The following is an 18,659-nucleotide window of genomic DNA, read 5'->3' as shown; positions in this document are numbered from 1 at the left end:
TACTGTTGTTATTTTACTTCAATTTCATCAACAAAAATCCAAGCTTTTCCATTGTAAGGGTGTCCTAAATGCCATGAAGGTAAGTCACCTAAATTTTTTGCTACAATTTTCACATAGCGAGCGCTATACCCTCTCATGCTAAAGGTAACATTTTTAATTTCGGTGTTTTCGTTAGGTGTTTTACTGTCAATAGTTTGTTTTGGTAGCTCCTTGTAGAAGTTGTTTGGGTTGTCTGATACATAACAAGAAACTTCAGTAGGATAAAAAATCCAACTACGTTGGTCTTGTAAAAAGTTAACAGTAATATCCTCTATAGGTTTTACTTTTCCAAGGTCTACTATAGCAACTACATCTGTGTCTTGATACCCTTGCCAAGCACCTGTTCTAAAGTCTCTAGCTCCTCTTATACCATCAATAAGGGCGTTTTTGCCTCCTCCATTATATTGGTTGGCATATTCACTTTCTAATGTAATACTAAGGTTTGGGTCAATTTTATAAAACTGAGTTTTAATACTACTACTTTTAACCCCATCTTTTTCTGCATACACACTAAGTAAAGTGGCTTCAGAAATTGTAAATGGTTCTTTGTATTCTATATACTCTTCGGTATTTAAGCGATAGTAAATATGTGCTTCTTTATCAATATTACTAAGTGCTATGGTTGTTTCATTTTTGAAAGCCACATCGCCTTCAGAAATATAAGGAACAGGAGTTATTAAGTGTTCTGTAATTTTTGAAGTAGGTACTTCTTCATCTTTTGTTCCCCAACTTGAAGGGGTTGAGGTCATTTCATAAACTAGTGTTCCACCCTCCATAATTTCCTTATGGTACAGGTAGCTTCTATTAAGTTGGTTTCCATTTAATGTGACAGATGCTACGTATTTATTTTCTTCTGAATTATTATTAGCAACAACAGTAAATTGCTTTCCAGATTCTAAATTAATTGTGGCCTTATCAAAAAGTGGTGCTCCCATAATGTATTGATTGCTTCCTGGTGTTACGGGATAAAAGCCTACGGAACTAAAAATATACCAAGCGCTCATTTGTCCACAGTCTTCATTTCCGCTAATTCCATCTGGCTCGTTAGTATAAAGTGTGGTGAGTATTTCTCTTACTTTTTCTTGTGTTTTACTTGGCTTATTTACAAAGTTATATAAGTATGCCATGTGGTGACTGGGTTCATTTCCGTGTGCGTATTGACCAATAAGTCCTGTAATATCTTTTTGGTCTCTTCCAGAAGTTTCAGTCTTTGCACTAAATAATTCATCAAGATGTGCCGTAAACTTTTGTTTCCCTCCCATGAGTTCAATATGACCATTTACATCTTGTGGAGTATATAAACTGTATTGCCAAGCATTGGCTTCTGTATAATTAAAGTTTACTTCAAAAGGGTCAAAAGGTGCAAACCACGTATTTCGAAAACGTCCTCTCATAAATCTACTTTTTGGGTCGTAACTATTTTTGTAAAACTGTGCACGTTGAGTGTATAGCTTATAGTCTTCAGGCATATTAAGCGCTTTTGCCATTTGTGCTATAGTCCAATCATCGTAGGCATATTCTAAGGTTTTTGATACACTTTCGCTTTCTTCTTCCACAGGAATAAAACCAAAAGATTTATAGCTTTCTAATCCTAGTTTATCTCGTGTTGCAGAGTGTTTCATTGCTGCAAAAGCTTTTTTTGCATCAAAGCCATCAATTCCTTTAAGGTAGGCATCTGCAATTACGGGAACGGCATGATACCCAATCATGCAACCTGTGTAGTTAGCCGATAAATCCCAGATAGGCATAATGCCTCCTTCATCATATTTTGCTAAAAATGTATTTATAAAGTCGATAGTGCGTTCTTGCTCAATAATAGTGTAGAGTGGGTGGGCAGCGCGATAGGTGTCCCAAAGTGAAAATACCGTGTAGTAGTCAAAATCTGTGGTTTTATGAATTTCTAAATCCATCCCCCTGTAACGTCCATCTACATCTTGATAAAGATTAGGGGCTAGCATGGTATGATAAAGCGATGTGTAAAAGTTAGTTTTATCATCTTCGTTAGTACCTTCAACAACAATTTTTTCAAGTTGTTTTTCCCAAGTATCATTGGCTTCTTGTTTTATCTCCTCAAAGGATTTTTCCTTAAGTTCTTGTATTCTGTTTTGTTTAGCTCCTTCAACATCTACTGCCGAAATTCCTATAGAAATATAAACAGGTTCATTATTTGGGTTTATAAATTGTAGTGATATCCTTCTTGCCCCGGGCAGACCTGTAGCTGGAGGAGATTGCAAAACATCAATAAATGGATGTGATGTTTTAATATTGAAAAACAAACGCTGGTCTTTGGCCCAGGCATCTGAAAAACGATAACCAGAAATCTCAGTATTAGATATTTTTTCAATTTTAGCGTCTAATACCTTATCACGATGTACTAAGTCTAAAATAGTGTATTGATTTTCAGAAGAAGGAAATTGATATTTGTGCATTCCTGCTCTAGCGGTCACGGTTAGTTCTACATTTATATTGGTTGAATCTAATTGCACTTTGTAATACCCTGGTAAGGCTTCTTCATTATTATGAGAAAAATGAGCGCGATATCCTTCTTTACCATCTGCGCCATTGTTAAAAACTAGTTTGTTAGTAGGCATTAGTAATATGTCACCGTAATCGCTAACTCCTGTGCCACTTAAATGAGTATGAGAAAAACCATAAATGTACGAGTCTGTATAATGATAACCACTACAACCATCCCAGCCGTCGAGTCGAGTATCTGGACTTAATTGCATCATCCCAAAAGGCATTGTAGCTCCAGGGTAGGTATGCCCATGGCCACCGGTACCTATAAATGGGTTTACATAACTTGTTAAGGATTTTGATTTTGTGGCTGGAGCCTCTTTTGTTGAAGTGTTGCAACTAAAAAGCAAGATAAAAAGAATAAGAAGAGGTAAGCTGTGTTTCATTAGATAGAATTATAACCGAAAGGTACAAAAAGCGTTAAAAATAAGTGAATTTCAAATAAGAGGTTTTAAAGTGTAGTATCTTTAGAATTTCATCAAAAGTTTTTGGATACCACATGCGCTGGATTATTTTTATTGTTATCTATATTCTTGTAGATATTTACGCCTTTCAAGCTTTACGAACAGTATCAAAAAATAGCTTGATATATGGGTTATACGTTGTAAGTTCTATTGCTGTATTGGCACTTTTTATTTACGCTCTTTCTTCAGGAGAGTCTAGAACAAATCCAAAACTGATGTATATTTTTGGTTTTTTTCTAGCTTTTTTCATTCCAAAACTGTTCTTAACTATTTTTATGTTTGGGGAAGATGTTGTCCGGCTCTTTGTAGGAATATTTTCCAAAATAGGTGGGGGTAATGAATCTTTTTATATGCCTTCAAGAAGAAAATTTGTAAGCACCCTAGCTTTAGGAATAGCAGCTATTCCCTTTTCTTCTTTGCTTTACGGAATGTTTAAAGGAAAATACAACTACAAAGTATTAAAGTACGCCTTAGAATTTGATGATTTACCAGAGGCTTTTGATGGGTTTACGCTAACTCAAATTAGTGACATCCATAGTGGTAGTTTTGATAATAAAAACAAGGTAGAATATGCTGTTAATTTAATTAATGAACAAAAGAGTGACATTATTCTTTTTACAGGAGATTTGGTTAATAATCTTGCAAGTGAAATGGATGACTGGAAAGCCATTTTTGGAACCCTTACAGCTAAAGATGGAGTATATTCTGTTTTAGGAAATCATGATTACGGGGACTATGTACGTTGGAATACTGAGGATGATAAAAGTGTAAACCTTGCAAAATTAAAAGGTATACAACGTGAAATGGGCTGGGATTTATTACTTAATGAAAATAGAACACTTGAGAGAAAAGGGGAGGCTATAAAATTAATAGGAGTAGAAAACTGGGGCGAAGGAGGTTTTAAAAAAGCGGGCGATTTAGATAAAGCATGTGAAGAAGTAACTACCGAAGACTTTAAAATTCTACTTAGTCACGACCCATCTCATTGGAAGGCACAAGTAAAGGAAGATGATAGAAACTTTCAGCTTACATTAAGTGGTCACACTCATGGAATGCAGTTTGGTATAGAAATCCCAGGCTGGTTTAAGTGGAGCCCCGTAAAGTATAGATATGAAAACTGGGCTGGAATTTATGAAGAGCTAGGGAGATACATTAATGTAAATAGAGGATTTGGGTATTTAGGCTACCCGGGAAGAGTGGGGATATGGCCAGAAATAACAGTAATTAAACTTAAAAAAAGAGTAAATTCTGCTTAATTAAGCGGAAATACTATATTTGTAGTACTATTTTTCCTATAATCTAATTAGGCTTATGTCAAAATTTGGAGAATTAATTGAAAACAGTATTCCTGTTTTGCTAGACTTTTATGCAGAATGGGACGAAGCCTGTAAAGGGATGCACCCTGTTTTAAGAGATGTAGCAGCTGCTATGGGTGATAAGGCAAAAGTTATTAAAATTGATGTTGAAAAAAATCAAGAACTTGCCGAAGCTCTTAGAGTAAAAGGGCTACCAACCCTTATGATTTATAAAAATGGCGAAATGAAATGGCGCCAAAGTGGAGAGCAAGATGCCAATACACTTATTGGTTTAATTAAGGAATACGTTTAGTTACTTCTTGCTTACCGAAATTTTCTCTAATACTTTGGGTAATACATACCGAAGGTTTTTTTCTGCTTTTAAACTATCATGAAAGATAATAATACGTCCATTTTTTAAACCCGATAATGTATTTTCTAAACACTTTTCTTTTGAAATTGAAGTGTCAAAATCGCCACTAAGTGTGCTCCACATTAAAATTTTATAGCCCTCTAAAAGTATTAATTTTGCTTGTTTAAAAGAAAGCTTTCCGTAAGGTGGGCGAAAGAGTTTAGTGTAGTTTTTTGAGGTGTGTTTCTGTATTTCAGTTTCACATTTCACTACATTTTCTAGATACTTGTCTGTATCTGTTTTCCAACCATTAAGGTGATTATACGTGTGATTACCTATTTGATGACCTTCTACAATAATACGTTTAAAAATTTCTGGATGTTTGGCAATATTTTCTCCAATGCAAAAAAAAGTAGCTTTTACATTATGTTTTTTAAGCTCATCTAATACCCAAGGCGTTACTTCTGGTATAGGTCCGTCATCAAAAGTAAGATGTGGCTTTTCTGTGTTTGAAAACGCCCAAATTCTTTTAGGATATATCCATTTAAAAAATTTGGGCGTTTTAACAAAATACCATTTCACGGTATTAATTTATTGGGTTTTCCTCAAGTAGCTCTGCAGCTTCAGGGTCTAGCATTATGTCTAATATGGAGTCCTCAGCTTCTTTAGTTTTGTCTATATCTATTCCTTCTTCTGGAGTATAGAAATGACGGAATAACTTTAGATAATTATTAAAGGTTGAAGCTTCAGGTCTAGCATACTCCTCCTTATCCATAATGATTAAGATATCAATTAGACCGCGATATCGTTCCATATCACTAATAATTTCATCCGCAATAGGATATTGGTTTCTTATCTTCATGCCGCTATAGTACTCAAGTTTTTCTTGATATACTTTTGCAACTTCTTGATAAATTTCTCTTGCCCTTTCGGGATTGCCAACTTCATAGTATCCTAAAACATATGGCTCTAACAAAGAGTAGTATGTAAAGTACTTAACGGGCATTTTCTCCATAGCGAGGTCTAAGATTTCTTCTGCCTTTTCAAGCTTTCCTTCATTAATTAACGTTTCAGCAAGACGAGCAAGATTACTTCGGTACGTAATAGAATTTCTACGTGTTTCTACATCATGATAAATGTCTGGGCTACCACTATTACCCCATTCCCAAGACTTTACAATATCGTACATCTTTTCACTATCTATTCTTCCCATATCAAAAGGATTTCTTGGGTCAACAGGTGTTTTAATTGGAACCAACTTATAGACCACACCATCAAGTTGTAAATAGTCTTTCATCCAGATATAATCATCATCTCCAAAAGCACCACCGCTAAAGTATATAGGACGCTCCCAATTGTTATTAGCTATAACATCTAGCATTAACAATCTGTTTTTATAGAGCACATCACCTTTAAGCGTAATATCTATGTAAGGAACTATTTTATCTGCATCTTCAGGTTTTACTATTCCATTTTTAAGAACAGCTTCTTTATCTACTGGAATCCTAATAACTTTTGAAGGAAATGTGTTTGCAAACTGCCCGCTTTGTAATTCTACCTTAGTTTTAGGGCTATCATCTGCTACAAAGTCCATCCAGGTATTTATGTCTAACGTGTCTCTTTTAGTTTCCTGATAAAACAAGAAGTCTCGAGTACCATATTTGTATTTATCATGTGTTAATTGTGATGGTATAGGATCACTTGTATATGCTTTTTTCTTCATGTCGTCTATATACCAATCTGTTTGAAATAAGCTGGTATTAACAATCCGCACATCTTGTCTGTATTCTTCTATATTTTGAAGATACCATAACATAAAGGTATCATTATCTCCAATGGTGAAAATAATTGCGTTCTCATCAACAGAGTCGAGGTACATTTTACCCATTGTTCTAGCAGTATATCTGTTAGAGCGGTCATGGTCATCCCAGTTTTGTGAAGCTAATAAAACGGGAGCGGCAAGCATGGTTACCCCAAGCACAATAGGTAGCACAAGCTTTGGTTTTAAATAATCTTTAAGCATATCATACAAAGCATAGACCCCAAAACCTATCCACATCGCAAATACGTAAAACGAACCAACTAAGGCATAGTCACGTTCTCTGGGCTCAAAAGGCCGTTCGTTGAGGTACACTTTTAGGGCTAATCCTGTGAACAAGAAAAAGACGAGTAATACCCAAAAGTTTTTAGGGTTTTCTTTAAAATGAAAAACTAATCCTAATATCCCAATAATGAGCGGTAAAAAGTAGTAGGTGTTTCTTGCTTTGTTATACTCTATATCACTTGGAAGGTTATCTTGAGAGCCTAATCTCATTGAATCAATAAAGTCGATACCGCTTATCCAATTTCCATGCAAATCTGTGTATTGCCCTTGTACATCATCTTGCCGTCCGGCAAAATTCCACATAAAATATCGCCAATACATATATCCAAACTGAAACTCAAACATAAAGGATAGATTATCCCAAAGCGAGGGTTTTTCTACATCTAGGAATGGGCCAAAGTCCCTTAAAAAACTATCGTAATTCTCGCCATCTACAAGACCTTCGTTATATGCTTGTTTAAACCTATTGACTTCTTCAACAAGTCGGGGCTCATTTCGATATTCGCGTTTTATTGAAAAATCTAAGCCTCCAGCAAATTCTATATAATTTTTATTGTTCTCTAAGCTCCACATCCTTGGTAATATTGCCTTGTGGGCATCATCTGTATTCTGGCTTGCATTTTTGTAATCGTTTACAATTACATACTTGCCAGCTTCTTCGTCTTTTTCATATTTAGGCTTGTCGTCTTTATAAGGGTTGTCTGGGTCTAAACCTGCATAGGTTTCAGTAAAAAGAGGGCCATAAAACAAGTGCGTTTCTGGATATTGTTCTCTGTTGTAGTATGCTAGTAATTCTCTAGCATTATTAGGATTATTTTCATTAATAACTACACCTGCATTAGCTCGAATAGGTAGCATTAACCAACTAGAAAACCCAATAAAAATAAACAAGATGCACAGTAATAGCGTATTAACTTGCGTATAGTTTTTTTGTCTTGTGTAGCGTAATCCAAAATAGAAGAGTGCTATAAAAAGTAAACCAGCAATTATAGACCCCGAATTAAAAGGAAGTCCTATACTATTTACAAAAAATAACTCCGAAGCACTAAAAAACTTCATTGTCATTGGTAATAATAGCTTGAATATAAAAAGTAGAATAGCAACGACTACCACATTGGCAATAATGAAATTTTTAAGGGTAACTTTTTTATAGTTTTTAAAGAAGTATAGAAAACCTATTGCAGGGATGGTGAGTAATCCCATAAAGTGAATACCAAAAGAGAGTCCTATAATAAAACAGATAAGAATAAGCCATTTGTTTCCTCTTGGTTCATTCATAGCTTGCTCCCAACGTAAACCACAATAAAATAACGCTGACATTATAAAAGCGGCAGCGGCATATACTTCGGCCTCTACAGCACTATACCAAAAACTATCAGTAAATGTAAAAGCTAGTGCTCCAATTGCTGCGCTGCCTATAATAGCGATGCTATTGTAGGTGTTTAACTCATTGTTTTTACCTACTATTTTTCTAAGTAAAATAGAGATAGACCAAAACATAAATAGAATAGTAAAGGCACTCGCAAAAACAGACATTAAGTTAATAGTCAATGCAATATTGGAGGGCTCCATAGCAAAGATAGAGAAAAATGCTCCGAGCAATTGGTACAATGGTGCCCCTGGTGGGTGCCCCACTTCTAGATTACTCGCTGTGGTGATATATTCTCCAGCATCCCAAAAACTTGCTGTAGGTTCTACCGTTAACCAGTAGGTGAGTAGTGCGATTGCAAAAACAGACCATCCTACGATGGTATTCCATTTACTAAAATTAAAATTGGGCATACTTTCTTGTTTTACTTGTGGCGAATTTACTAATATTCTCTCTAAGAGTGTTGCTAAAAAAATGCTAACGTGCCTATTTAGCGTTATATTTTATTAAAATGGGGGTGGAAATTGGGACTAGCACTTTTATACAGATGTTTTAGTACTTTTTTTCTAAAAAAATATTTGCTGAAAACAAAGATTGTAGTAAATTTGCATCCGCAATTACATTGTCCCATGGTGTAATGGTAACACTCCGGTTTTTGGTACCGTCATTCTAGGTTCGAGTCCTAGTGGGACAACAAAACTCCAGCTATTTAGCTGGAGTTTTTTGTTTCACTTGACTGTGGGTGATAGAAGTTCTGAAAATTATAGTTTTAATTTTACAATTTTCAGAACTTCTATCGTAAAAGCATCTAAGAATACTACTAGGTGGGCATTTTTTGTTTTACTTAATTATGGTATAATAACTTTCAAAATAGCTACCATAATCGAAACAATTGCACTTCTATTTGTCTAGACTTTATAGTATTAATCTTTATATTTAGCAAGTCTCTATAAAAAATTAAAAGCATTGTATAATAAAGTAACTAAGGTATCTTTACAGGATAACGTTAACAAAAAACACATGTTATCCTACCTTATTTACGGGATAACGCTACTAAATAGAACGATATAACAAGTTGGCGGTAATATTTATATCATTCGCTAATTCAAAATATCTATTCACGCATTAATACTATTTAGAATTGAGAAACCTGAATATATTGCTCAAAATAAATAGTCGAATATGTATTTAAAATCAACTTTATTATTTACCATCTTTCTCTTAATATTTTGTTCCTGTAGTGTCAAGAGCTATAGAGAAAAGAATAAACACTATTTTGATATTTCAAATGAGCTTAATTTTATAGAAAGCAATATCAAAAATTCAAACGATAATAATTTCAAAATCGAAATTTTCTTTGGTCATAGAAATTTAATTTTAGCAACATCGGACATAAAGGTTTATAAAGATTCAGTTAATATAAAAACTAACACTAAAGATTTTTATGAAAAAAAACATATTTATGCTGACACTTCCTTTGTAGTATCTAAGGAAAAGTTCCTTCGAGAAATTTTATATCAAAAAAATAATGCAAGTAAAATGATAATCTTAGCAGGAAATTATCAAAGTTTTAGAATTTCGAAAGGTGAAAAGGTAATTGAATACCCAACAACTCGAATAGCTGGATATATGATAGATTTTTTAGAAAAAGGAAAAGTTAATTACAAATAATACTACCGCCAACAATGCATATATTTTATGTCTCTTTCCTGCTAATCCTGAATCTCCCCAATTAATCGTAAATTGCCCTAACGGATAAATCCGTCTGCGCGGCGCCATTACGCTAGCTGATTCTCACGCTGCTCCGCAGCTGCGGGCCCGCCTTCGGCGGCCAGCTTGCCGAATCAGCCGCAGTCACGCCACAAAACATATACAAGACCGTTAGCTGTAATTATTAAAAAATCGTGAAACCATTAGATGATTTACTGCCCTTAGAAAGAGATCCATACTTAATTAAAGTCCAAAATCATTTTTCTGATTTATTGAATCAAGTTATTTATTATGGAACCAATATTGTCGAACTTGATACCAAAGTCAAGAGAGAAGGAAAAGACAATAATGTTCCAACATTATTTTTAAGGAATATTCTCGAAATTTCGGATTCCATTTCGATTCTAATACGTAATTCATCAATTGAACCATCAAAGATATTGCTAAGATCTCTGATTGAAAACTCACTTTCACTAGCTTACATGCTAGAAAAAAATGAAAAACAAAGAGCCTTATCTTAAATGGTTTATATCACAAATGAACAAATCAAACATTATTCAAAATTTATGAATGATGAACCCAGTTCAAATCAATTCAAAATTCAATTAGAGAAAGATAACTTAAAAACTGATTTTGGAAAATACTTTGATCATCCCAATTTTGAACGCGTTATTAAAAGCAAAAAAAGCCTTTTAGGTCAGAAAGAATTTATAAAAGTTCAAGAGGAGTATTTAAGAACTAAAAGAAAAAATAAAGGCAGAGTAAAATCTTGGTATTCTTTATATAACGGACCAAACAACATCTTTGAACTAGCCGAGTATTTAAAGAAAACGATTAGATATGAATTCTACTATAGAAAGTATTCGCAAACAGTTCATGCTCAAGACTTATTTAAAGGAATGGCCCATGTTGAAGATAATTCTGCACAAATTATTCAAATAAGAAATTTCAAGGATACACAACCTGTTGCCCAAACTGCAATTTCTCTTTTACTTGAAGTGCTAACTAGTTTTGTAGACAAAAGAATTCCTAATGAGAAAAAAGGTTTTAGTGAATGGTATTTGACAATAAGAGAAGATTTTATTGAATTGAATGATAAGCAGTTTATTAATTATAAAGAGTAATAACTACAGCTAACACTGCATATATTTTATGGCTCGTTTCCGGATAAATCTAAATCTCCCCAATTAATCGTAAATTGGTCCAACGGATAAAACCGTCGGCGCGGCGCCATTGCGCTAGCTGATTCTCACGCTGCTCCGCAGCTGCGGGCCCGCCTTCGGCGGCCAGCCTGCCGAATCAGCCGCAGTCCCGCCACAAAACATATACAAGACCGTTAGCCACAAGCTAAACAAACATCCTGCAAATGAATGAACTTTTGTTTTCATACGGAACACTTCAACTTGAAAAGGTGCAACTCGAATCATTTGGGCGAGAACTGAAAGGAACAAAGGAATTACTTACAGGCTACAAATTGGAACAGCTTCAAATAACCGACAAGACTGTTCTTGAAAAAAGCGAACAGGAGTTTCATCCAATTGCTGTTCCAAGCAAAGACCCAAACGACAAAGTAAAAGGAACACTTTTCAAAATTTCCACAGAAGAACTAAAGCAAGCAGATTTGTACGAAGTAGCTGATTACAAAAGGGTAAAAGCAACATTTCAATCGGGAAAACAAGGTTGGATCTATGTAAAATCTTGAATTTAATTTGTATAGTTAGGAATCCTTACTATATTTGCAGGGCAATAATGCAATAACAGTTTAAATTCATTCAGAAAATGAGCAAATCAATTTTTTATCACGCAGGTTGTCCAGTATGTGTAAGTGCAGAACAGGACATCGTAAACTTAATCGGAGCAGACAATGTGGAAGTGGTTCACATTGGCGAAAACAGGTCGCGAATTACAGAAGCTGAAAACGCAGGCGTAAAATCTGTACCAGCTTTGGTAACACCAAATGGAAATACCTTGCACATCAACTTTGGTGCATCAATGGACGATGTAAAAAGTTAATATTTTTTACCAAAATAGTTAGGATTCCTAAATATTTATTGGAATCCTAACTTTTAAAATCTATAATTATGAAATCAATAGTATTATTACTTTCAGCAACAATGCTTTTCAGCACAACAAAGTCGTGTGCACAGGAAAGTGAATATAAAAACGATGACTTTGCCATAAAAGAAGTTCGTGTGACCAATAAATCTGATTCGGGAATAACCGTTTGGGAAATTGATGTTAACGGAACAGCAGGAAAAACTACACCAACAAAGGTAGGCCAATTAGATGGTGCGCCAGTTTTGGGTTATGTGTTCCCAACCAGTCTAAAACCGACCGATGTAGGCTTTGGTCAGACCGATGGCATTGTTGCCCTTGCCCTAACCTCGCATCCCGATTTTGACGACACACCACTTTGGGATGAAAACAACGACAAGATTTTTGACAATGACGGACTTGTATGGCATCCACATTGGGTGGTCTTGACCAAAGACGAAAGGGTCGCAGGTGGACTTTCGGTAAAACAATTCAAAAAAGCGGACAAAACGGTCGTATTACCACCAACAAACCCAGGAATGCCGATGTATATGGACTCACCAGGATTTCCTGTAACCACGATGGGAAATACTATAAAGGTCATCGTTCCGAATTACAGAATGAATAATCAATCAAATTTCAATTACGATGGTGTTACGGCGTTTATGCGAGTGAACACGAGCAAAGAGAATATGCCAATGTTGGGCGTTTATGAAGTGTATAGCGTTGCAAGTGGCGATTTATCATTGCCTTACACCGTAAAAAAACAATAGAATGAAAGTTTCAGTTTGGGATACCTACATTCAGCGAGAAGATGGAAAAGTGATGCATTTTGATATTCTCGTGCCAAGTGAAGTTACTGACGAAGAAATTATTTTTGGTTTCGGAAAGAAATATCTAAAAACAAAACCCTTTACCGCAAATCATCTAAAGGCAAAAGAATGTAGGTTCTGCCACATAGAACAAGCTACCGAACAGATAATTACATCTATTGAAAATGTTGGCTTTCACATCATTGAAATGGAAAATTGCGATTAATTTAATTAGGATTGCTAACTTTGTCCCGTTCAATAAACGGGACTTTTTTATGGATAACAGCTTATTTAACCCAAAACAACAGGAAATAGATACTTCGAGCAAAATCGTTGCAGGATTGGAACGGATTTCAGAAGTTTTTAAAGTATTGTTGTGGGAAAAAGCCAAATTGGTAGGTTTAAGCCCAATCCAAATTCAGATACTAATTTTCATAGCATTCCACAAACAGGAATTGTGCAATGTGAGCCATTTGGCAAAAGAATTCAATGTAACTAAGCCAACTATTAGCGATGCGGTTAGGGTTTTGGACAAGAAAGGAATGGTTTTAAAAGACTTTTCATCTTCGGACAGTCGTAGCTACTCACTACAGTTGAGCGAATTGGGGAAAAAATTGGTAACAGAAACAAATGATTTTGCTAAACCTCTAAAAAAACAGATAGACAAGTTCAACGAAAACGAATTGGAAAGCCTATTCGGCACAATTAGCGAACTTATTTACAAATTAAACAGTAGCGGAATATTAACCGTGCAACGGACTTGTTATGGTTGTACGTTTTACAAAAAAAATAACGGAACGGATTTCTGTAACCTACTTAAAAAGGAATTAAAGACGACTGAAATTCGGTTAGATTGCCCAGAATATGAAGAAAAACCAGTGGCTAACAACGCATAACGGCTTATGGCTAGTCTTAGTGCTAGCTTGAAATTAAATCCAACAAAAAAACATACCTTTATCTATCGGAACGTATTAGTAAAGCGGCTTTGCCGTAACTTCTGATTCTCACGCAGCTCCGCTGCTGCTTGCTTGCCTTTGGCAACCAGCTTCCGAATCTGAAGCCGCAAAACCGCCACAAACGTTATACAAAACCGTTAGGTATAATTTAAGAAAACTGAAAACTACATAGTGATTAATGCATACGAATACTTTAAAAATCATCCGAAATTCAACAAGCTTGTTGGAAATGATTTCTTGTTCGTAGAATATAAATGTCCTCTCAATATTGAAGAGTATCAATTGTGGATTGAAAATCATTTAATTACTTATGTCATTAGCGGAAAAAAGGATTGGATTACTTCAAAAAAAACACACAAACTTATTGCTGGTGACACTCTATTTGTTAGAAAAGGTGTTTATACTACAAAGCAATATTTAGAAAGTGAGTATTGTGTAATGCTATTTTTCATTAATGACAATTTCATTAAAAGGTTTATTTCAGAGAATCCAACATTTAAAAGAGAATTCAATAATAAGAAAGAGTATAATCAAATTTTCGACATTACTACTAATGATGTATTTAAAACACTAATTGAAAGTATATTCCAATATTTAAACCAAGAAGTGGAAATGCCTAAAGAATTAGTGGAAATTAAATTTAAAGAATTACTCTTCAATATCGTACTTAATTCAAACAATAAAGAACTGCTGTTATTCTTCAATTCAATAATGCAAAACAGTAAAACAACTATTGAAAATATAATGACAGAAAATTTTCAATACGATTTAAAAATAGCTGATTTCGCAAAACTTTGTGGAAAAAGTCTATCTTCTTTCAAGCGTGAATTTAAAAATAAATTTAATACAACACCAAGTAGGTGGTTAATCAACAAAAGGCTAGACCACTCTAAAACACTACTATTAGGTACAAATTTAACGGTAAGTGAGGTAGGTTATGAATGTGGTTTTAAAAATAATTCCCATTTTATACAAGCTTTTAAAAAGGTCGCAAAAGTAACGCCCAATAGTTATAGAATACTCAAAAAAGAAGCGTAACTATATTTATTGAACCTTTAAGAACATTATTTGGGCTTTTAAGAAATCCTGATTGGCAATATAAATACAACCTTTACATCATTAGTAAATTAAAAAAATGATGTGATGCCAAATCAAGAATTTTCAACCAAGAATACAACATCGTATAAAGTCACTTCCATTGTTCACCAAAGACATTTAGTTCTTAATGAAAAATATTTAAAAGATTCCACATCTGCCTGGATTACTGATTCTGCAGAGGTTATTGGAATAAACTTACACGACCCATTTAGAACATCAGTTTCCATAAATGATAAAATGAAGATTCCTTTTAAAATTGGAGTTCATAAAGCAGTTGGAGGCGACCACGATTTTCCAAATCCTGGAGATTTACTTTGTGCTTCGCTAGCATCTTGTTTTGAAAGCACTATCAGGCTGATTTCTAATAAATTGAGAATAGAACTTATTGAAACAAAAATAAACGCAACGGCTCAAGTTGATGTAAGAGGAACTTTAATGATTGATAAATCTGTTCCAGTTGAGTTTCAATCTATGCATATTGATGCATTAATTATTTCTAAAAACACCAATGAAAAGCTGTTACATAAACTAATAGAAGGAGCAAAACGTAGCTGTATTGTCTATCAAACTATAAAAAAAGGCATTCCAATTACTTTAAATACAGTCGTTAAAATCAAAAACTAAAAACAATAAATTATGAAAAAATCAATCATCTTATTATATGGAATTGTAGCATATTTTGTCTTTCTAATTGCTTTTCTATATGCCATTGGATTTGTAGGTAATATTATTGTCCCAAAATCAATAGACTCTGGTACAGAAACTACAATGTATTCTTCCATATTTATCAATGTAATTTTATTAAGTGTTTTTGCTTTACAACATAGTATAATGGCGAGACCAAAATTCAAAGTATGGTTTAATTCTATTTTTAGTCAAGCTATGGAACGTAGCACTTACATTCTGCTATCTAGTTTAGCTCTAATTTTAATCTATTGGCAATGGCAACCAATAACAACTATAGTTTGGAAAACCGAAAACACAATTCTTTCTAGTATTATAACTGGAATATTTTTTCTAGGTTGGCTTATTGTTCTACTTTCTACATTTATGATTAATCATTTTGAGCTTTTTGGATTATCCCAAATTTTCGATAATCTAAAAAACAAACAAACTGCTAACCCAAAATTTCAAACCAACTATTTATATAAAATTGTTAGACATCCCATAATGCTAGGTTTTATAATCGCCTTTTGGGCAACACCTACTATGACAGTTGGGCATTTACTATTTTCATTAGTAACCACTATTTACATTTTTATAGCTGTAAAATATTTGGAGGAGAAAGACCTTCGTAAATTTATTGGAGAAAAATATGAAACGTACCAAAAAGAAGTGCCAATGATTATTCCTTTCACTAAAAACAAGCGGTAGATGTAGAAAAAACTATGCCTAACAATGTATATAATTCATTGAACCTGTATTCCTAATCGGAATTCATAGTGCAATTTACTATCTTTCGGTTAGAGCGGAAAATCATAGCTAATTTTCTATATACAAACACTCGGTAATATTTTTATTTTACTTCTAATTAAACAGATTGTAGCTACTTACAGCTTCGGCTATCTCGTAGCCCAAACGCAGTCCTTCGTCACTATCAACTTGGACATGGACACCTAGCGGTACTCTTGAATATGCATTTTCTTCGGCCATTTCAGAAAAAGCGCTGTAACTCCTTGAAAGCCCTCTAAATTCACTTCTAGTTTCGTGTGTTCTGTCTGTGAAATTAATAGTATCCCCACCAAAATGATCAATAAAAACTCCTGCGGCTGCTCCAGCAAAAGTAGCGTGCCCTGATGGGTAGCTTGGGAATGCTGGATTTGGCGAAGAAATAAATCTTGCAAGATTAGTTGTGAAATCCTCGTTTATGTATTCAATAATATAAGTGCTTGGGCGCTGTGTATTGTAAGTATATTTATCTGCCCATGCTGAAACTGCAGCATCATTTATTGCAAATCCTAACTTTAGTAAAAGCTCTAAAGTTTGTTCGTAATCTAATTCTTCTTGTAAAATTAGTTGGTTCGCTATAGAAAATTGTCTGCCTGGAGGACTCATCATTAAGCCTTCTACATCATCTGACCAAAATTCTGCAATCCATAAATCTTCATTGTCCTCTAACCTTGCGGTAGTACAAATTACGTTTACTTCATCCATTTTTGTATAATACCTACTAGATGTTTCTGTACTATATTCAGCATCTGGAGCAATACTGGAAGTTTCATTAGATCCAATAACAAAAGTTCTCACGCTTTCCCAATAAGGAAACCAAGCACTTTCGCCTTCCCCTGCAATCCATAAGCCATCTCCAACGGGAGGTACATAAGATGCTGGGTTTGGGTCTATTATTTGAGTTTCAGCTTCAGAGTCTGTCTGGCTATAGGCAATAACGGTTTCTGCAACATAGGTTCCCCAGTTAATAGAGTTGTCTATTTCAGATTGTGATAATCCTGTGGAGAGCTCAATTTTGTTTTCTTCATATAGTGTGCTTATTTCAGCAATTGCATTTTGAGTTACACTAAACATAAAGTGTTCTGCAACTTTTGCATATGTAGCGTTCAAGGCTAAGTTTAAGTCTACATTGTCTTCTCTTCTATTAAAATCGATATTAAAGTCTTGAAGCCTATTTGAATTAGAGGTGTAGCCATTCATGTCTACTACAGCTGTCTCATACCCTGCTAAATGAATGTAAGCTAGAGCGCGTGCAATTGTGTTAGGTCTCATGTTCTCTGTATACCTATCGATAGCTAGCCATTGAGAGTTCCATTGAGTGATTAATTCTGTTGTTTGGCTAATTAGTTGTATTTCATCATCTGATTTAAGGTCGTCATTAGAACACGACTGTAAAATGGCAGATAAGACTACTAATACCACAAAGATTTTGATTGCTTTTGTCTTCATAGTTATTGGTTGAGTTAGTTGTTTACATTTTTTTAGACTCTATATTGTTCCAATAGTTTAGCTTGCTCATTAATCGCTTCTTTAAATTCTTTTTTCATAGAAGAAACAAGCTTTTCTAAAGAAACAGTATCTTGTATAGCAGAAACGCCTTGCCCAGCAGACCAGAGTGTCTTCCAAGCTTTTGCTTCGCTGTCTAATTCTTTTCCGAAATCTACTTTAGCTTTACGCTCCCATTGCTCTTTAGTAATACCCATAGATTCTAGGCTTTTGCGCATAAAATTAGCAGGCACACCAGAGATAGCAGCGGTATAAACAATGTCGTCTGCACTAGAGTCAATTATCATTTGTTTGTATTCTTCACTTGCCTTACTTTCATGGGTGTTAATAAAACGAGTACCCATATAGGCAAAGTCGGCTCCCATTTGTGTGGCTGCTGCCACATCACGTCCAGTACTTAAACATCCAGAAAGTAAAATTGTACCATCAAAGATAGATTTTATTTCATTTATAAAGGGGACTGGGTGCAATACGCCAGCATGTCCTCCAGCTCCATTACAAACCAATATAAGACCATCTACTCCAGCTTCAATAGCTTTTTCGGCATGTCTTCGTTTAACAACATCATGAAAAATAACACCTCCATAACTATGTACAGCTTGTACTACTTGTTGTACGGCTCCAAGCGAAGTAATAATTAACGGAACTTGATGTTTTACACAAATTTTTAAATCAGCCTCCACACGAGGGTTGGTATGATGTACAATTATATTTACTCCAAAAGGAGCTGCTTTTTTACCTGTTTCTTTTTCCCAAGCAGCAAGTTCTTGTTTTATCTGGATAACCCATTCTTCAAAACCTTCGGTTGTACGTTGGTTAAGAGCTGGAAACGTTCCAACTATACCAGCTTTGCAGCTTGCTATTACTAATTCGGGTCCAGAAATTAAAAACATGGGTGCGGCAACTACGGGAAGTGAAATGCCTTGAGAAGCTAATTTTTTCAAAATATATTTT

The 18,659-nt window shown here is 34.6% G+C and carries 16 protein-coding genes, 1 tRNA gene and 1 pseudogene; 13 read left to right on the top strand and 5 right to left on the bottom strand.

Annotation, left to right across the window (positions count from 1 at the left end; all coding sequences use genetic code 11):
* Positions 1 to 8: 8 nt before the first annotated feature.
* Positions 9 to 2,942 carry a GH92 family glycosyl hydrolase gene (locus RM538_RS04600; RefSeq protein WP_311332229.1) on the bottom strand — a complete coding sequence of 978 codons (2,934 nt, stop codon included), beginning with the start codon at positions 2,940 to 2,942 and terminating at the stop codon, positions 9 to 11.
* Between the two features lie 113 nt (positions 2,943 to 3,055).
* On the opposite strand from RM538_RS04600, the gene RM538_RS04595 reads away from it, so the two are divergent.
* Entirely contained in the window at positions 3,056 to 4,276 is a 1,221-nt protein-coding gene (locus tag RM538_RS04595; RefSeq protein WP_311332228.1) for a metallophosphoesterase, read from the top strand.
* A gap of 55 nt (positions 4,277 to 4,331) precedes the next feature.
* Complete coding sequence (locus RM538_RS04590) at positions 4,332 to 4,628, top strand: thioredoxin family protein (RefSeq protein WP_311332227.1); 297 nt, start codon at positions 4,332 to 4,334, stop codon at positions 4,626 to 4,628.
* Here RM538_RS04590 and RM538_RS04585 read toward each other — a convergent pair whose 3' ends face one another.
* Together RM538_RS04585 and RM538_RS04580 are read right to left on the bottom strand one after the other, a co-directional pair.
* Entirely contained in the window at positions 4,629 to 5,249 is a 621-nt protein-coding gene (locus RM538_RS04585; RefSeq protein ID WP_311332226.1) for a polysaccharide deacetylase family protein, read from the bottom strand.
* A 4-nt stretch (positions 5,250 to 5,253) separates the two neighbouring features.
* Positions 5,254 to 8,553 (bottom strand): DUF2723 domain-containing protein, encoded by a 3,300-nt coding sequence (locus tag RM538_RS04580; RefSeq protein ID WP_311332225.1) that lies wholly within the window; start codon positions 8,551 to 8,553, stop codon positions 5,254 to 5,256.
* Between the two features lie 210 nt (positions 8,554 to 8,763).
* Between RM538_RS04580 and RM538_RS04575 the strand changes: the two genes are divergently transcribed.
* The 11 genes and pseudogenes from RM538_RS04575 (at position 8,764) to mddA (ending at position 16,124) form a co-directional block, all read left to right on the top strand.
* Positions 8,764 to 8,834 (top strand) — tRNA-Gln (locus RM538_RS04575).
* A gap of 488 nt (positions 8,835 to 9,322) precedes the next feature.
* Entirely contained in the window at positions 9,323 to 9,811 is a 489-nt protein-coding gene (locus tag RM538_RS04570; protein ID WP_311332224.1) for a hypothetical protein, read from the top strand.
* A 233-nt stretch (positions 9,812 to 10,044) separates the two neighbouring features.
* Positions 10,045 to 10,974: pseudogene (locus RM538_RS13440) on the top strand (DUF5677 domain-containing protein).
* A gap of 242 nt (positions 10,975 to 11,216) precedes the next feature.
* On the top strand, positions 11,217 to 11,552 hold the full coding sequence (locus RM538_RS04555) for a gamma-glutamylcyclotransferase family protein (RefSeq protein ID WP_311332221.1): 336 nt from the start codon (positions 11,217 to 11,219) through the stop codon (positions 11,550 to 11,552).
* Positions 11,553 to 11,629: 77 nt separating this feature from the next.
* A complete protein-coding gene (locus tag RM538_RS04550; RefSeq protein ID WP_311332220.1) occupies positions 11,630 to 11,863 on the top strand; it encodes a thioredoxin family protein in 234 nt (77 codons plus the stop codon).
* A 68-nt stretch (positions 11,864 to 11,931) separates the two neighbouring features.
* Positions 11,932 to 12,657: a hypothetical protein gene (locus tag RM538_RS04545; protein ID WP_311332219.1), complete on the top strand. Its 726-nt coding sequence runs from the start codon at positions 11,932 to 11,934 to the stop codon at positions 12,655 to 12,657.
* Between the two features lies 1 nt (position 12,658).
* Positions 12,659 to 12,922 (top strand): DUF2024 family protein, encoded by a 264-nt coding sequence (locus RM538_RS04540; RefSeq protein WP_311332218.1) that lies wholly within the window; start codon positions 12,659 to 12,661, stop codon positions 12,920 to 12,922.
* Positions 12,923 to 12,971: 49 nt separating this feature from the next.
* Positions 12,972 to 13,592 (top strand): MarR family transcriptional regulator, encoded by a 621-nt coding sequence (locus tag RM538_RS04535; protein ID WP_311332217.1) that lies wholly within the window; start codon positions 12,972 to 12,974, stop codon positions 13,590 to 13,592.
* Between the two features lie 231 nt (positions 13,593 to 13,823).
* Complete coding sequence (locus tag RM538_RS04530) at positions 13,824 to 14,690, top strand: AraC family transcriptional regulator (protein WP_311332216.1); 867 nt, start codon at positions 13,824 to 13,826, stop codon at positions 14,688 to 14,690.
* A gap of 105 nt (positions 14,691 to 14,795) precedes the next feature.
* Positions 14,796 to 15,374: an OsmC family protein gene (locus tag RM538_RS04525; RefSeq protein WP_311332215.1), complete on the top strand. Its 579-nt coding sequence runs from the start codon at positions 14,796 to 14,798 to the stop codon at positions 15,372 to 15,374.
* A 12-nt stretch (positions 15,375 to 15,386) separates the two neighbouring features.
* The gene (gene mddA, locus RM538_RS04520) at positions 15,387 to 16,124 is read left to right on the top strand and encodes a methanethiol S-methyltransferase (protein WP_311332214.1); all 738 of its coding nucleotides are present in this window, start codon (positions 15,387 to 15,389) and stop codon (positions 16,122 to 16,124) included.
* Between the two features lie 153 nt (positions 16,125 to 16,277).
* Here mddA and RM538_RS04515 read toward each other — a convergent pair whose 3' ends face one another.
* Together RM538_RS04515 and RM538_RS04510 are read right to left on the bottom strand one after the other, a co-directional pair.
* Entirely contained in the window at positions 16,278 to 17,648 is a 1,371-nt protein-coding gene (locus RM538_RS04515; RefSeq protein ID WP_311332213.1) for a vanadium-dependent haloperoxidase, read from the bottom strand.
* A gap of 32 nt (positions 17,649 to 17,680) precedes the next feature.
* Entirely contained in the window at positions 17,681 to 18,598 is a 918-nt protein-coding gene (locus tag RM538_RS04510; RefSeq protein WP_349254602.1) for an NAD(P)H-dependent flavin oxidoreductase, read from the bottom strand.
* Positions 18,599 to 18,659: the final 61 nt, after the last annotated feature.

This window comes from Patiriisocius hiemis (genome assembly GCF_031846325.1).
Classification (GTDB): domain Bacteria; phylum Bacteroidota; class Bacteroidia; order Flavobacteriales; family Flavobacteriaceae; genus Patiriisocius_A; species Patiriisocius_A hiemis.
This window is presented reverse-complemented; position numbering and strand designations above follow the sequence as displayed.

Excerpts from the sequence above, each read along its gene's own strand:
- RM538_RS04600 (WP_311332229.1), bottom strand. The coding sequence starts at position 2,942 with ATGAAACACAGCTTACCTCTTCTTATTCTTTTTATCTTGCTTTTTAGT.
- RM538_RS04595 (WP_311332228.1), top strand. The coding sequence starts at position 3,056 with ATGCGCTGGATTATTTTTATTGTTATCTATATTCTTGTAGATATTTAC.
- RM538_RS04590 (WP_311332227.1), top strand. The coding sequence starts at position 4,332 with ATGTCAAAATTTGGAGAATTAATTGAAAACAGTATTCCTGTTTTGCTA.
- RM538_RS04580 (WP_311332225.1), bottom strand. The coding sequence starts at position 8,553 with ATGCCCAATTTTAATTTTAGTAAATGGAATACCATCGTAGGATGGTCT.
- RM538_RS04570 (WP_311332224.1), top strand. The coding sequence starts at position 9,323 with ATGTATTTAAAATCAACTTTATTATTTACCATCTTTCTCTTAATATTT.
- RM538_RS04555 (WP_311332221.1), top strand. The coding sequence starts at position 11,217 with ATGAATGAACTTTTGTTTTCATACGGAACACTTCAACTTGAAAAGGTG.
- RM538_RS04550 (WP_311332220.1), top strand. The coding sequence starts at position 11,630 with ATGAGCAAATCAATTTTTTATCACGCAGGTTGTCCAGTATGTGTAAGT.
- RM538_RS04545 (WP_311332219.1), top strand. The coding sequence starts at position 11,932 with ATGAAATCAATAGTATTATTACTTTCAGCAACAATGCTTTTCAGCACA.
- RM538_RS04540 (WP_311332218.1), top strand. The coding sequence starts at position 12,659 with ATGAAAGTTTCAGTTTGGGATACCTACATTCAGCGAGAAGATGGAAAA.
- RM538_RS04535 (WP_311332217.1), top strand. The coding sequence starts at position 12,972 with ATGGATAACAGCTTATTTAACCCAAAACAACAGGAAATAGATACTTCG.
- RM538_RS04525 (WP_311332215.1), top strand. The coding sequence starts at position 14,796 with ATGCCAAATCAAGAATTTTCAACCAAGAATACAACATCGTATAAAGTC.
- mddA (WP_311332214.1), top strand. The coding sequence starts at position 15,387 with ATGAAAAAATCAATCATCTTATTATATGGAATTGTAGCATATTTTGTC.
- RM538_RS04515 (WP_311332213.1), bottom strand. The coding sequence starts at position 17,648 with ATGAAGACAAAAGCAATCAAAATCTTTGTGGTATTAGTAGTCTTATCT.
- RM538_RS04510 (WP_349254602.1), bottom strand. The coding sequence starts at position 18,598 with ATGTTTTTAATTTCTGGACCCGAATTAGTAATAGCAAGCTGCAAAGCT.